Source organism: Mycobacteriales bacterium, from assembly GCA_035504215.1.
In the GTDB taxonomy this organism is placed as follows: domain Bacteria; phylum Actinomycetota; class Actinomycetes; order JAFAQI01; family JAFAQI01; genus DATAUK01.
This window is the reverse complement of record DATJSI010000017.1, coordinates 1-13,131: the sequence shown is the minus strand read 5'-3', so window position 1 is coordinate 13,131 and position 13,131 is coordinate 1. Positions and strand designations below refer to the sequence as shown.

Genomic DNA, 13,131 nt, shown 5'->3' with positions numbered 1-13,131 from the left:
GCGCCCGCGCCGATCCTGATGCCGAGGCCGGCCGAGCCGGTCAGCGCGGCCATGGCGCCGGACGTCTCGATCAGCGTCTTGGACGGCACGCAGTCGGTGAGCACGCAGGCCCCGCCGAGACCGTCGGTGTCCACCACGGTGACTTCGGCGCCTAGCTGCGCGGCGACCAGGGCCGCCTCGTAGCCGCCCGGGCCACCGCCGATGATCGCGATACGTGGGTGTGACTGACTCACGACGCCTCATTCTGGCGCATCCCGGCCCGGGCCGTAACGGCCACGTCAGCATGTCGCGGCGCATCAGCCCACTTCCGGGTGCCTGGACCCTTACCCTGTTCATTCGTGGCCCTGTACGCGGCGTACGGCAGCAACATGGACTCGGCGCAGATGTCCGAGCGATGCCCGCACTCCCCCCAGCACGGAACCGGCTGGCTGGAGGGGTGGCGGCTCACCTTCGGCGGCGACGACCTCGGCTGGGAGGGCTCGCTCGCAACCGTGGTCGAGGACCCCGGGAACCGCGTGTTCGTCATGGTCTACGACGTCACGGAGCACGACGAGTCCACCCTCGACGAGATCGAGTTCGCCACTACCGGCCTCTACAACAAGATCCGGGTGCGGGTCGACACCCTCGACGGCATCGTCCTCACCTGGCTGTACGTGCTCGACGGCTACGAGGGTGGACTGCCCTCGGCGCGGTATCTCGGCCTGATGGCCGACGCGGCCGAGCTCGCCGGTGCCCCCGACGACTATGTCGCGGAGCTACGCGCCCGGCCCTGCCGGACGGTCGGGCCCTAGGTCGCACTCGCCGTTTCCCGCGGGCGCACCACCGCCTGCGCGAGGTCAGGCAGCGGTCCAGCCCGCACCCATCGCGATCCCGGTCAGAAGCTGCACGCCGACCGAGATGCACCGCTCGTCGACGTCGAAGCCGGACTGATGCAGGTCCATCGAGACCTTGCTGCCCGGTGAACGGACGCCGAGCCGGGCCAGCGCACCGGGCACGTGGTCCAGGTACCACGCGAAGTCCTCGCCGCCGAGGCTCTGGCCGGTCTCGCAGATCCGGCCGCCCTCGACCGCGGTGCGCACCGCCGCATCGAGCGCGACGACACTCGCCGCATCGTTGACGACGGGCGGGACCCCGCGCGTATGGGATACCTCTACCCCGACGCCGTACGGCGAAGCCACCGCGCGGATCACTTCCTCGAGCATCGGCGGCAGCTGCTCCCAGGTCTCGCGCGAGAGCGTCCGCAGGGTCCCCATCACGACGCCGGATCGGGGGATGACATTGGCGATCCGGCCGGCCTCGACCCGGCCCCAGACCAGGGCGACCCCGGCGCGTGGGTCCACGCGGCGCGCGAGCAGCGCGGGTGCGCCCGAGATGACCGCACCCAACGCGGTGACCAGGTCGGCGGTCAGGTTGGGGCGGGCGGTGTGACCGCCCGGGCCGGTCAACCGGACCTCGACATGGTCGCTGGCTGAGGTGATCGAGCCCGTTCGCAGCCCGATCTCGCCGACGTCGACCGTGGGGTCGCAGTGCAGCGCATAGATGCGCTGGATGCCGTCGAGACCGCCGGCGTCGATCACGTCGAGCGCGCCGCCGGGAACCACCTCCTCGGCGGGCTGGAAGACCAGCCGGACGCCGAACGGCAGCTCCTCGCGGGCGGCGATGCGGGCCAGGGCGAGGCCGGTGCCCAGCACGACGGTCGAGTGCACGTCGTGTCCGCAGGCGTGCGCCACGCCTTCGACCCTGGATCGGTACGACACCTCCTTGGTGTCAGGTATCGGCAGCGCGTCGAGGTCGGCACGAAGCGCAATCCGCGCGGGTGAGGGGCCGATGTCGCAGAGCAGACCGGTCCCGCCGGGCATCACGCGCGGCGAGAGCCCGACGTGGGTGAGCGCATCGGCGAGCAGGCCGGTCGTCCGCCGCTCCTCCCGGCTGAGCTCGGGGTGGGCGTGCAGGTCGCGGCGTACCTCGACCAGACGCTGGCCATTGTCGGCCAGGAACTCTGCAACCGTCATAGAGAGAGCCCCGCCGGAGCCTCGTCACGCATCTCGGTCATCAGCCCGTCCACGACCGCGGTCAGGTCGCCGCTCGCCTTCGCCGCGCAATCGCGTTGGCGTTGGTAGCTGGGTCCGACCTCGAGGATCCGCTTGGCCCGGAACAGCTCGTCCCTGCACCCGAGCCGCTCCGCGATCGGGGCCAGCTCGTCGATCAGCGTGCCGATCAGCTCACGCAGCGGCTCGGTGCGCCCCTCGTCGTCGACGATGAGGTCGGTGTCCAGCCCGTACCGCGCGGCGCGCCATTTGTTCTCGCGCAGCGTCCAGCCCTTCGGCACCGGCAGCGTGTACCCACGGTCGAGCTGGGTGTTGAACATCTCCACGAGGCACTGGGACATCGCTGCCGCCCAGGAGATCTCGTAGAGGCTGGGCAGCCCGTCGCAGATCCGCAGCTCGACGGTGCCGAACTGAGGGTGCGGGCGCACGTCCCACCACACCTCGCGCACCGAGTGGATGGTCTGCGCCGAGATCAGCGTCGCCATGAAGTGCTCAAAGTCGTTCCATCCGGACAGCTGGTAGGGAATCCCTGCTGTCGGCAGGCCCTCGAAGACCTTGCTGCGAGCCGAGGCCAGCCCCGTGTCGGTGCCGACCCAGTACGGCGACGAACCCGACAGTGCGAGGAAGTGCGGGATGTAGGCGGTCAGCGCATTGACGATCGGGATCGCCTTCTGCGGCGATCGCACCCCCACGTGGACATGCACGCCGAAGATCTGCAACCGCCGGGCGAGCCATTGCATGTCCTCGACCAGCTTGGCGTAGCGCGGGTTGGGGCTGATCTGCTGCGCGGTCCAGTCGCTGAACGGGTGAGTCCCCGAACACATCAGGCCGATGTCGCGCGTGGCGGCCGCGGCCGCCACCTCGGCAACCGTCGCCCGAAGGTCAGCCACCGCCTCGTCCACGGTTCCGCATACGCCGGTGATGACCTCGACGCACGACTCGAGCAGCTCGTGCTTGGCCTTGGGATGCTCGGCGCCGCCGGGGCCGGAGATTTCCTCGAGGATGTCGGACGCGGCGCTGGTCAGCTCACGGGATCCGAGATCGACCAGTTCGAGCTCCCATTCGACGCCCAGGCTCGACCGCGGCGACGAGGTAAATGCGATCTCCACGCAGGTACGCAACCACACCGACCGAGGGGGACGTCAACCGCTCGCCCGACCGGGCCGGCAGCGGGACGGGTAACGTACCCGTGATGCGCGTTCGCCTGGTCGCGGCAGCTGCCGCGGGCACGCTCACTGTCGCAGCCGGCGCAGTGGGCGCGGTTGCGGCACCGGCGAACCCGACTCAGCCCACGGTGGGCGGCCCGCTGCTGGCCACGAGGGGCGTGGTCGAGCGCCCGCTGGCCGGCGCGCCGCCGCTTCCAGCCGCCAAGCAGCTCCCCGCTTCGTCCTGGCTGGTCGCCGACCTGACCACGAACCAAGTGCTCGCCGCGAAGGATCCCCACGGCAAGTTCCTTCCGGCCAGCACGCTGAAGGTGCTGACCGCCGACACCCTGCTGCCGCGGCTGGATCCGAGCTCGAGCTTCCGGGTCACCTTCAAGGACGCGAACGTCAACGGCTCTCGAGTGGGTCTCGTGGCCGGGATGCGCTACACGATCCGCAAGCTGTTCACCTGCATGCTCGTCGTCAGTGCCAACGATGCTGCCGACGCACTCGCTCAGGACAACGGCGGGATCAAGAAGACCGTCGCAGAGATGAACGTCGAAGCGCATGCCCTGCAAGCCGACGACACGCACGCGATGACGCCGAGCGGTCTTGACGGCGTTGGCGAGACGACATCGGCGTACGACCTCGCGCTGATCGCGAAGCACGCGCTGACCATCCCTGCGTTCCGCTCCTACGTCGGAACCGTGCACAGCACCGTTCCTGCCCCGCACCACAAGCACTTCGCGATCTACACGCACAACTACCTGCTGACGACCTACCACGGTGACATCGGCGTGAAGAACGGCTACACCGTGCACGCGATGGGCACCTATATCGGTGCTGCTACCCGAGGTGGCCAGACCATCCTCATCACGCTGATGCACGCGTACCCGAACTTCTGGCCGATGGCGCGGTCGCTGCTCAACTGGGGCTTCAAGGCGTGGGACAAGGTGCGTCCGGTCGGCACGCTGGTCGGGCCGCTCGCGACCGCCAAGACCAAACCGGTGTCCCTCTCGTCGCCGGCGCCGAACTCGGAGAACCACGTCGTGGCAAAGTCGAGCGGCCACGCGGTGAAGATCTCGGCCCGCTCGCTCGAGGTCGCCGCGGCCACGGTCCTCGTGCTCGCGGCGATCGTGCTCATCGTCGTCGTACGACGCCGGCGACGGCGCTACCGCAGGTACCGGCCACGGCTGAAGCTGCCGCCGATCTGACTCGCGCCGCTGCTTGTCCCGGCAACGAAAAAAATCTTGATCGCCCGGACCACTGCCGCAACCGCCCGCGGACGTGTATTGTCCTCGCCAATCCGCTCCCCCCGGAGCGGCTGCGCTGTGCCGGTTCGGTACGGCGGGGATCGAGCGACCTGGGGTAGTTGTGGCACAAGGCACGGTCAAGTGGTTCAACGGCGAGAAGGGCTACGGGTTCATCGCCGTGGACGGCGGTAGCGATGTGTTCGTCCACTACACCGCTATCGAGATGGACGGCTACAAGACCCTCGAAGAAGGCCAGCGGGTCGAGTTCGAGGTCACCGAGGGCCAGAAGGGCCCGCAGGCGGACAAGGTTCGGTCCGTCTAAGCGCTCCGCTCGGAGCTTCCCGTCTCTTCCGGCCCATCGCGCCGCGGTTCGGTGCTGCCCGCGCGCATCGACCGTGGCCACAGCCGGTCCTGCTTGACCACGTTGACCTGGGCCGCGAGCAGCAGCACCACCGACTGCAGGTAGAACCACGACAGCAGCACGACGACCGTGCCGAACGCCCCGTAGGTCGCTTTCGCTCCCTTCAGCTTGTGCGCGATGAAGGCGGAGGCGATCGCCTGAAGGACCTCGAAGGCGACCGCGGCGAACGCCGCGCCGGCGATCACTTCGCGGAAGCTCACCTCGCGGCTGGTCAGCCAGCGGAACACGATCGCGAGCAGTGCGGTGTTGAGCACCAGCGTGACCGCGATCCCGAGGATCGTCAGCGCAAAGCCCACGTGCAACCCGATCGCGCCGCCGCTGGCCACGGACGTCGACACGACCGCCGTCGCCACCAGGCCGGTGCCGCCGACGGCGACCAGCCGGAGTGACCGGACGTTCTTCTGCAACCAGTTCGGACGATCCGTCTGCGGGACGCAATAGACGGTGTCCCAGGCGTTCTGTGCAGCCTTCGCCACGCCGAGGCCGCTGTACAGCGCCAGAACGACGCCGACGACGACCACCGCGACGCTGCCGTGCTTGGGCACCGGTCCCGACACGAGCGGCAGCTCGTGCAATGTCGAGGTTTCGATCCGGTGCTGCAAGTGCGGGTTGCCGTGAAGCACGAAACCGAGGATCGAGAACATCGCGAGCAGCAGCGGGAAGACCGAGAAGAACGTGTAGTACGTAATGAGGACGGCCAAGTTGGTGGAGGAGTCCGCACCGAACTTCTTGATGACGGCGTACGGGAACGCCAGCCATGGGCGCGCCTGTTGGATGTCGTCCAGCCGGGCACGCAGCCGGTCGATCTTCACCAGCCCTCGTAGCGTCTGCCCGACGGCTCGGTCGCCGGGCCGGGCAGCCCCCCGCCGCCGAAGGTGAAGTCACGCTGCGGCCGCCATACCTCGTCCGGCCCCTGCTCGAACAGCGTGAACCCGAACACCTCGAAGGTCGCGTCGTACGCCGACAGTGCGGTCCACGCGCGGTACAAGGCATCGTCCGGAAGGTCGTGCGCGACCGTGACGTGCGGGTGGTAGGAGTACGGGATCTCTCGCGTGAGCGGCCCGGAACGAACCTTCGCCTCGAGCTGCTCGCACTCGGCAATGCCTTGCACGAGAGAGACGAACACCACCGACGACACCGGCAGGAAGGTGGCCGAGCCGCGCAAGCGGATCGTGAACCGGCCGAACAGCGTCGCCACCAGCCGCAAGTGCTCCTCGATGGTCGGCAGGAAGTCGGGTTCGACCGGCGTCGGCGGCAGCAGGGTGACGTGCGGCACGATCCGGCTCGCGTTCGGATCGCCCAGCCGCTCCCGCCACCCTTGCAGCTCGCTGCCGAACGGCTCCGGAATCCCGATGGCGACGCCGATGTCGCGAGTGGGGGTCGTCACGGCCGGGCCGGAAGGAATCCCACCGCGTCGTACGCCGATGCCAACGTCTCGTCGGCCACCGCTCTGGCTTGCTCCGCTCCCTCGGCCAGAATGGCGTCGAGGCCGTCGACGTCCGCCAGCCAGCCGGTTGCGCTCTCCCGCAGCGGCGTCGTGAAGTCGATAATGAGATCAGCGACATCGGTCTTCAGCACGCCATAGCCCTTGCCCGCGTAGTCGGTTTCGAGGTCGCTGACGGATCGCCCGCTGAGGGTCGAGGCGATCGTCAGCAGGTTGCTGATGCCCGGCTTCGACGGATCAAAACGAATCTCCGTGCCGGTATCGGTGACCGCACGCTTGACCTTCCGGGCGATCGCATCGGGTTCGTCGAGGATGTCGATGACGCCCGCCTGGGACTCACTCGACTTGCTCATCTTGGCGGTCGGGTCCTGAAGGTCGAGGATCTTCGCCGTCTCCTTGACGATGTAGGCATCCGGCACGACGAAGGTCGGGCCGTACCTGCCGTTGAACCGTTGCGCGAGGTCGCGGGTGAGCTCCAGATGCTGGCGCTGGTCCTCACCGACCGGCACCTGGGCCGCTTGGTACAGCAAGATGTCCGCCGCCATCAGGACGGGATAGGTGAACAACCCGACGGAGGTCCACTCCTGCTTGGCGGACTTGTCCTTGAACTGGGTCATCCGGCTGGCCTCACCCGTGCCCGTGAGACAGCACAGCACCCAGGTCAGCTCCGTGTGCGCCGGCACATGGCTCTGCACGAACAACGCGCACCGCTTCGGGTCCAGCCCGGCGGCGAGCAGCTGCGCCGCAGCGATCCGGGTTCGGTGCCGGAGCACCGCCGGATCCGGCGGCTGCATCGTGATCGCGTGCAGGTCCACGACACAGTAGAAGGCGTCGTGCGTGTCCTGCAGGTCGACCCATTGCCGCACCGCGCCGAGGTAGTTCCCCAAGTGGAACGAGTCGGCCGTCGGTTGGATACCGGACAGCACGCGCGGCAGGTCGGCAGGCATGGCTCCCATTTTCCCTGAGTGCGCCGGCGATTACTCGTCGGCGGGTGGGTGTTCGGCGTTGACGACCGTCACGCGCACGCGAGCGATCCGGCGGCCATCCATCTTGGTCACCTTCAGGCGGATCCCGTCGAGCTCGACCACGTCGCCGCTTCGCGGCAGCCGGCCGAGCGTCGCCATGAGCGCGCCCGCGACGGTCTCGTACGGCCCGTCCGGAAGCGGTACGCCGATGGCCTCCTCGAAGTCGTCGAGGTTCAGCAGGCCGTCGACCTCGAAGTCCCCGCCACGAAGCTGCTTGGCCTCGTCGTCCGCGACGTCGTACTCGTCGCGGATGTCGCCGACCAGCTCCTCGATGAGGTCCTCGAGGGTGACTATGCCGGCGGTGCCGCCGTACTCGTCGACCACCAGCGCGAGGTGGTCGCCGTTTCGCCGCATCTCCGACATCGTCGGGAGGACCTGCTTGGTGTCGGGGACCATGGCGATCTCGCGAGCAAGGTCGGCGATCCTCATCCCCCGGCGCTGTCCGGCCTCCGGACGCACCAGGTCGCGAACATGCACGAAGCCGATCACGTCGTCGTGCGAGCCCCGAACGACCGGGAACCGGCTGTGGGGCGACTCGTGCGCCGCTCGCAGCGCCCTCGTCACGGTCCACGTGGCGTCGAAGAACTCGACCTCCGTGCGCGGCACCATGATCTCGCGAACCTGGCGCTCGCCCGCCTCGAACACCTCGTCGATCAGCTTGCGTTCGTCCCCGCTGAGCGCCTCGTGGCCGGTCACGAGGTCGCGCAGCTCGGTGTGGGTGATCGTGGTACGGCCGACGGCCGGATCGCCGCCGAGCAGCCGGACCACACCGTCGGTCGACACCGACAGCAGCCAGATCACCGGTCGCATCAACCTGGCAAACCGGTCGAGGGTCGGCGCGACGAGCCCCGCCGTGCTCGCGGCTCGTTGCAGGGCGATCCGTTTCGGCGCGAGCTCGCCCACCACCAAGGTGACGTAGGCGATGACCAGTGTGACGACGAGGAAGCCGACCAGCTCGGACGGCCGACGCGTCATGCCGATGTGCCTCAGCCCTCGACTCAGCGAGTGCGACAGAGTGACCGCGCCGAAGGCGCTGGACAGCAGCGCGGTGGTGGTCACCCCGATCTGTACGGCGGACAGGAAGCGGTTGGGGTTCGAGACCAGCGCGGCGATTCGCTGGCCGCGCCGGCCGCGCTCGGCGAGCGCACTGATCTGGCCTTCTCGCAGCGACACCAGCGCCATCTCACTCGCCGCGAAGACCGCCTCGATCAGGACGAGGATCAGGACGACGACGACGCTGACCCAGACCATGTGGTCCTGCGCTCAGAGATCGGCGACGTCGGCTTGCTTGCTGCGCACGGCCTCGGCCGCCTCCTTCAACCCGCTCAGCTCGGCGTCGGACAGGTCGCGCTCGACCACGCGGCGCACGCCGCCCGCACCGAGCTCTGCCTCGACGCCGAGGAAGACGCCGCTGATGCCGTATTCGCCGTCCACCCAGGTGCACACCGGCATCACGGCTCCGCTGTCCTCCGCCAGCGCCCGAGCCATCCGTGCCGCGGCGGCCGACGGCGCGAAGTACGCCGACCCGGTCTTCAACAGCGCGACGACCTCGGCACCGCCGTTGCGCGTGCGGGTGACCAGCTCCTCGATCCGGTCGGCGTCCATCAGGTCCGACAGCGGCTTGCCGTCCACCGTGCAAGCGCTGGGAACCGGGACCATCGTGTCGCCGTGCGAGCCGAGCGTCAGCGTGCGGACGGATCCGACCGGGACGTCGAGAGCCTCGGCGACGAAGTAGCTGAACCGCGCGGTGTCGAGCATGCCGGCCTGGCCGATCACCTTCGCCTTGTCGAAGCCGGTGACGTTGGCGGCGAGCGCCGTCATCTCGTCGAGCGGGTTGGACACCACGATGAGCACGGCGTCGGGCGAGTGTCGGGCAACCTGCTCGGCGACTCCCCGCACGATCTTGGCGTTCGTCTCGATCAGGTCCATCCGGCTCATCCCGGGCTTGCGCGGGAGGCCGGCGGTGATGACGACGATGTCCGAGCCGGCGGTCTGCTCGAACCGGGAACCGTCGGTCCCTGTCGTGACACCGACCAGCTTGGTCTCGAAACCCTCGATCGGGCGGGACTGGTTCAGGTCCAGCGCGAGCCCTTCGGGCTTGCCTTCGATGATGTCGGTGAGGAAGACCGTGTCGAAGATGTCGTACTCGGCCAGCCGCTGGGCGGTCGTCGACCCGTAGAAACCCGACCCGACGACCGTGACCTTCTGCCGACCGCCCGCCATCAAGACTTCATCCCTTCGAGCCGCGCGATGATCGCGTCGGCGTACTCGCTCGTGCCGACCGCGGTGGGATCGTCCCGGCGCGGCTTCAGGTCGTAGGTCACGCTCTTGCCCTCGGCGATGACCTCCGAGACGGCACGCTCGAGGTTGTCGGCCGCAACCGTCTCACCGACGTGGCGCAGCATCATCTCGCCGGACAGGATCATCGCGGTCGGGTTGACCTTGTTCTGCCCCTTGTACTTCGGGGCCGAGCCGTGCGTCGCCTCGAACACGGCCGCGTTCGCGCCGATGTTGCCACCGGGTGCGACGCCGAGGCCGCCCACCATTCCCGCCGTGAGGTCGGACAGGATGTCGCCGTACAGGTTGGGCAGCACCAGCACGTCCCACTCCTCCGGGCGCTGGATCAGACCCATGCAGGTCGCGTCCACGAGGTTCTCCCACGGCTCGATGTCCGGGAACTCCTTCGCGACCTCACGGAACACCGCCAGGAACAACCCGTCGGTGAACTTCATGATGTTCGACTTGGTGACGCAGTGCACGCGCTTGCGGCCGTTGCTGCGCGCGTACTCGAACGCGTAGCGGATGATCCGCTCGGAGCCGAACTCGCTGATCGGCTTGACGGAGATGCCCGAGCCGGCCCGGATCTTCTTGTCCTGCAGGCCGTTCAGGTAGTCGATCACCTGGTCGGCGACCGGGGTCCCGGCTTCGTACTCGATGCCTGCATAGAGGTCCTCGGTGTTCTCGCGGACGATCACGACGTCGACGTGGTCGAAGCGGGTGCGCATCCCTTCGTAGGTCTTGCAGGGACGGACGCACGCGTAGAGGTCGAGCTCGTAGCGAAGCGCGACGTTGACGGAGCGGAAGCCGGTGCCGATCGGCGTCGTGATCGGGCCCTTGAGCGCCAGCCCGGTGCGGCGTACCGAGTCCAGGGTCGCCTCGGGCAGGGGGGTTCCGGCGCTCTCCATGATGTCGATGCCGGCCTCCTGCTGATCCCACTCGAAGCCGGATCCGGCGGTCGCGGCCGCGGCTTCCAGCACCCGGCGGGTTGCTTCGGTCAGCTCGGGACCGGTGCCGTCCCCGGGGATCAGCGTCACCTTGTGGGTGGTCATGTGCTCTCCTGCGCTTGATGGTCGGGCATGGTGGGCCCCGCGACGCAGATTAGTGCAGCGCCCGTTGAGCGGCTCCCCTGACTGTCACCTATTGCTGTGCGCTGGTCCGCGTGAGGACGGCGGCTGTCGGGGTTTGCGAGCCCGGATGCGACTTGTCTACCAGCGGATCGCGGTGGCGTCGGTGCGGGTGCGGACGACTCGGCTGTTGTAGGGGCCTGTGCCGCCGTCGCCGAGGATGGTGACCTGCCAGAGCTGCCCAATCGCGATGGCTGGGCCGCTCAGCCGCTCCACCGTGCAACGAGCCACCAACGTTCCTTCTCGGTGGCCGCCAGACCTTGCGCCCCGCAGACACCGAAGGTCTCCCGGTGAACCCGCGTAATCTGACTGGCAAGCTGCTCATCACGTCGCGCCCGCGTTGACGGCGGGCGAGAGCGGTACGTAATAGGTGCTCGGAGCGATCGGGCAGCCCGCTTCGGGGAGCGTGCGGCAGGTCGGCTCGACCCCGAACATTTGCGGTGGCCGGTGTGTTGTCAGACCATGGACTGGCGAGACGCGATGAGCGCACGCATGACGCGACGGTCGTCGAGGCGGTCTTCATACTGATCGTCTGCGGGGCGTCATTGGCTGGCTTCGTCCTGTGCGAAGTTGGCATCTCGTGGCTCTTTGGCCTCCATTCACACGTGTGGCATGACGTCGGTGCTGCGGCCTTCTGCGTCGCGGTCGTCATTGCCGTTGGATCGGCCGCGCGGTTGAATCTCGATTTTTGCGATCGGGAAGGCCTTCACGAAGATCGATGACGCGTCGGTCAGCGGGAAGTCGCGGCACCTATCGTTCACATCGTGGACGATGATTCCATCGCCGTGACGCTCACGATGGCTCAGTGGCACATGGTCAACGAGGCACTCGATGAGTACGAGTACGCCGTGGAGCACTCGCCGGGTGGCGGTATCCGCCCTAGCACCCGGCAGCGATACCGCGACCGCCATGAGCGGCTGATGAGGGAGATCCCGCTTCTACAGCGAGCCGTTCGCGAACAGACTGGCCTTCCCGAGCTGTAGTGGCACCACTGTTCGCGAAAGCGGTCCCGACGCGCCCGGTAGAAAGCGGCCTAACCAGCCGCTGTTGGAGCTAGAAGCGGCGAACAGGCATGGAAGGCGACCGAGACGGGCTGAGCGACAAGATCGAAGGTCATGGTTGGTCGACGCGGCGCCCGAACGCTGACTGCGATCCGAGCGGGCGAGCCCAGGTTGTGGAACGCGTACTTGTAGTCGAGCTTGGGTGTCAGCGAGCGCAGACGAACCCCGCCGGCTGCGGTTTGACCGGTGAGATGGGAAAGCGGTTGCGCGGTAAACACCGTTCCGGCTGGAGCCGAGTTCGCGTCGAAGTAGGCCAGGTGCGGTGAGATGACCTCAAGCTCGGCTTCACACCTCGGATGGCCTCCCTGCCGCCACAGCGGGTTGTGCACTGTCGTGAAACGAGGAGTGCTCACTGGGGACGGCTGACCTGCGGTGACGTGGCCAGTGCACCCGGCCAGCCCTAATCCGATCCCGGCCATCAGCGCTGCCGCGCGGCGCCTCACCGTGCCCGATCTGATGCTGCGCAGCCTGTGAGTGTTACGCGGTCGGACAGGCGGCGTTGACCTACCCGACCCCACTCAGTCTCCTTGTCAGGTGTCCAACCACTCGCGCTAGTGACAAGCCTTCGGCGACAGGCCTACGAAACTCAAGGCTACGACCACTCTGGTCGCGGGTCAGTCGTTACGTGAGCCAGAGTCCAGGACGCCCAACGGGCCCTTGCCCAACCAGTCCGATGTAGAACGGCACCTAGTCGGCATCCGTGGCGAGGAGCTTAGAGGCTCGACGTACGTACGCTTCCAATGTGACTTTGCCATCCGACCTCGTTGACCTGCTTGAGCAACCGAGCCTGTGCTTCGTTGCGACCGTTATGCCCGACGGCGCCCCGCAACTGACCCAGACGTGGGTCGACACCGACGGCGATCACGTACTTATCAATACCGTCGACGGATTCCAGAAGCTGCGCAACCTCGAACTGGACCCGCGCATCGCGCTGAACATTGCGGACGCGGCGAACAGCAGCCGATACTTCAACCTTGGTGGCCGTGTCGTCGCGACCGCAACGGAGGGCGGCAGCGAACACATCGAGAAGCTCGCGCAGAAGTACCTGGGCGGTCCGTACCCCTGGTACGGCGGCAGAGATCAGGTACGAGTGATCGTCACGATCGAGGTCGACAAGGTCCGCGCCGTCGGCTGAGACAAAACTCACCTGACCCCGGAGCACGCGGACCGCAACGTCGGGACTGTTCGAGAACGGGTCCCCTCTTTGTCAAGACGCGCGTTTGTGTGCGGCGATAGCGTTGTCGGTGGCGGGTCCGGGAAGTGACTGATCCGAAGTGCTGACCGTGGGGATTGGGTCAGCCGCGCTGGATTGAAGAGCCGCCCCCGAGTGTCC

General features: G+C 67.7%; 15 protein-coding genes. 6 read left to right on the top strand and 9 right to left on the bottom strand.

The genetic code is table 11. From position 1 onward, the window contains the following. Positions 1 to 233: FAD-dependent oxidoreductase (locus VME70_01695; protein HTW18906.1), on the bottom strand; the 233-nt coding region annotated here is incomplete at its 3' end. A gap of 105 nt (positions 234 to 338) precedes the next feature. Between VME70_01695 and VME70_01690 the strand changes: the two genes are divergently transcribed. Next, positions 339 to 791 (top strand): gamma-glutamylcyclotransferase, encoded by a 453-nt coding sequence (locus VME70_01690; protein ID HTW18905.1) that lies wholly within the window; start codon positions 339 to 341, stop codon positions 789 to 791. A gap of 45 nt (positions 792 to 836) precedes the next feature. Here the strand turns inward: VME70_01690 and VME70_01685 are convergent, their stop codons facing one another. Together VME70_01685 and VME70_01680 are read right to left on the bottom strand one after the other, a co-directional pair. After that, positions 837 to 2,012, bottom strand: a complete 1,176-nt coding sequence (locus VME70_01685; protein HTW18904.1) for an amidohydrolase — start codon at positions 2,010 to 2,012, stop codon at positions 837 to 839. Further along, positions 2,009 to 3,157 (bottom strand): glutamate--cysteine ligase, encoded by a 1,149-nt coding sequence (locus tag VME70_01680; GenBank protein HTW18903.1) that lies wholly within the window; start codon positions 3,155 to 3,157, stop codon positions 2,009 to 2,011. The genes VME70_01685 and VME70_01680 overlap by 4 nt, the downstream gene beginning before the upstream one ends. A gap of 83 nt (positions 3,158 to 3,240) precedes the next feature. Here VME70_01680 and VME70_01675 point away from each other — a divergent pair, with 83 nt between their 5' ends. Then, the gene (locus VME70_01675) at positions 3,241 to 4,404 is read left to right on the top strand and encodes a serine hydrolase (GenBank protein HTW18902.1); all 1,164 of its coding nucleotides are present in this window, start codon (positions 3,241 to 3,243) and stop codon (positions 4,402 to 4,404) included. Positions 4,405 to 4,564: 160 nt separating this feature from the next. Further along, the gene (locus tag VME70_01670) at positions 4,565 to 4,765 is read left to right on the top strand and encodes a cold-shock protein (protein HTW18901.1); all 201 of its coding nucleotides are present in this window, start codon (positions 4,565 to 4,567) and stop codon (positions 4,763 to 4,765) included. Here VME70_01670 and VME70_01665 read toward each other — a convergent pair. Genes VME70_01665 through VME70_01640 form a run of 6 tightly spaced genes read right to left on the bottom strand, consistent with a single transcriptional unit; the run spans position 4,762 to position 10,662 of the window. Next, complete coding sequence (locus VME70_01665; protein HTW18900.1) at positions 4,762 to 5,676, bottom strand: YihY/virulence factor BrkB family protein; 915 nt, start codon at positions 5,674 to 5,676, stop codon at positions 4,762 to 4,764. The genes VME70_01670 and VME70_01665 overlap by 4 nt on opposite strands. Then, the gene (locus VME70_01660; GenBank protein ID HTW18899.1) at positions 5,673 to 6,251 is read right to left on the bottom strand and encodes a 2'-5' RNA ligase family protein; all 579 of its coding nucleotides are present in this window, start codon (positions 6,249 to 6,251) and stop codon (positions 5,673 to 5,675) included. The genes VME70_01665 and VME70_01660 overlap by 4 nt, the downstream gene beginning before the upstream one ends. Next, a complete protein-coding gene (gene trpS, locus VME70_01655; protein HTW18898.1) occupies positions 6,248 to 7,255 on the bottom strand; it encodes a tryptophan--tRNA ligase in 1,008 nt (335 codons plus the stop codon). The genes VME70_01660 and trpS overlap by 4 nt, the downstream gene beginning before the upstream one ends. Positions 7,256 to 7,285: 30 nt before the next feature. Continuing rightward, positions 7,286 to 8,584 (bottom strand): hemolysin family protein, encoded by a 1,299-nt coding sequence (locus VME70_01650; GenBank protein HTW18897.1) that lies wholly within the window; start codon positions 8,582 to 8,584, stop codon positions 7,286 to 7,288. A gap of 12 nt (positions 8,585 to 8,596) precedes the next feature. Then, a complete protein-coding gene (gene mdh, locus VME70_01645) occupies positions 8,597 to 9,556 on the bottom strand; it encodes a malate dehydrogenase (protein HTW18896.1) in 960 nt (319 codons plus the stop codon). After that, the gene (locus tag VME70_01640) at positions 9,556 to 10,662 is read right to left on the bottom strand and encodes an isocitrate/isopropylmalate dehydrogenase family protein (protein ID HTW18895.1); all 1,107 of its coding nucleotides are present in this window, start codon (positions 10,660 to 10,662) and stop codon (positions 9,556 to 9,558) included. The genes mdh and VME70_01640 overlap by 1 nt, the downstream gene beginning before the upstream one ends. Positions 10,663 to 11,177: 515 nt before the next feature. On the opposite strand from VME70_01640, the gene VME70_01635 reads away from it, so the two are divergent. The 3 genes from VME70_01635 (at position 11,178) to VME70_01625 (ending at position 12,933) form a co-directional block, all read left to right on the top strand. Next, positions 11,178 to 11,459, top strand: coding sequence for a hypothetical protein (locus tag VME70_01635; protein ID HTW18894.1), 282 nt, complete (start codon positions 11,178 to 11,180; stop codon positions 11,457 to 11,459). A 42-nt stretch (positions 11,460 to 11,501) separates the two neighbouring features. After that, a complete protein-coding gene (locus VME70_01630; protein HTW18893.1) occupies positions 11,502 to 11,720 on the top strand; it encodes a hypothetical protein in 219 nt (72 codons plus the stop codon). A gap of 820 nt (positions 11,721 to 12,540) precedes the next feature. Next, positions 12,541 to 12,933 (top strand): TIGR03618 family F420-dependent PPOX class oxidoreductase, encoded by a 393-nt coding sequence (locus tag VME70_01625; GenBank protein ID HTW18892.1) that lies wholly within the window; start codon positions 12,541 to 12,543, stop codon positions 12,931 to 12,933. The last annotated feature ends 198 nt before the right edge of the window (positions 12,934 to 13,131 follow it).

Coding starts and splice junctions, on each gene's coding strand:
- VME70_01685 (HTW18904.1), bottom strand. CDS start 2,012: ATGACGGTTGCAGAGTTCCTGGCCGACAATGGCCAGCGTCTGGTCGAG.
- VME70_01675 (HTW18902.1), top strand. CDS start 3,241: ATGCGCGTTCGCCTGGTCGCGGCAGCTGCCGCGGGCACGCTCACTGTC.
- trpS (HTW18898.1), bottom strand. CDS start 7,255: ATGCCTGCCGACCTGCCGCGCGTGCTGTCCGGTATCCAACCGACGGCC.
- VME70_01650 (HTW18897.1), bottom strand. CDS start 8,584: ATGGTCTGGGTCAGCGTCGTCGTCGTCCTGATCCTCGTCCTGATCGAG.
- mdh (HTW18896.1), bottom strand. CDS start 9,556: ATGGCGGGCGGTCGGCAGAAGGTCACGGTCGTCGGGTCGGGTTTCTAC.
- VME70_01640 (HTW18895.1), bottom strand. CDS start 10,662: ATGACCACCCACAAGGTGACGCTGATCCCCGGGGACGGCACCGGTCCC.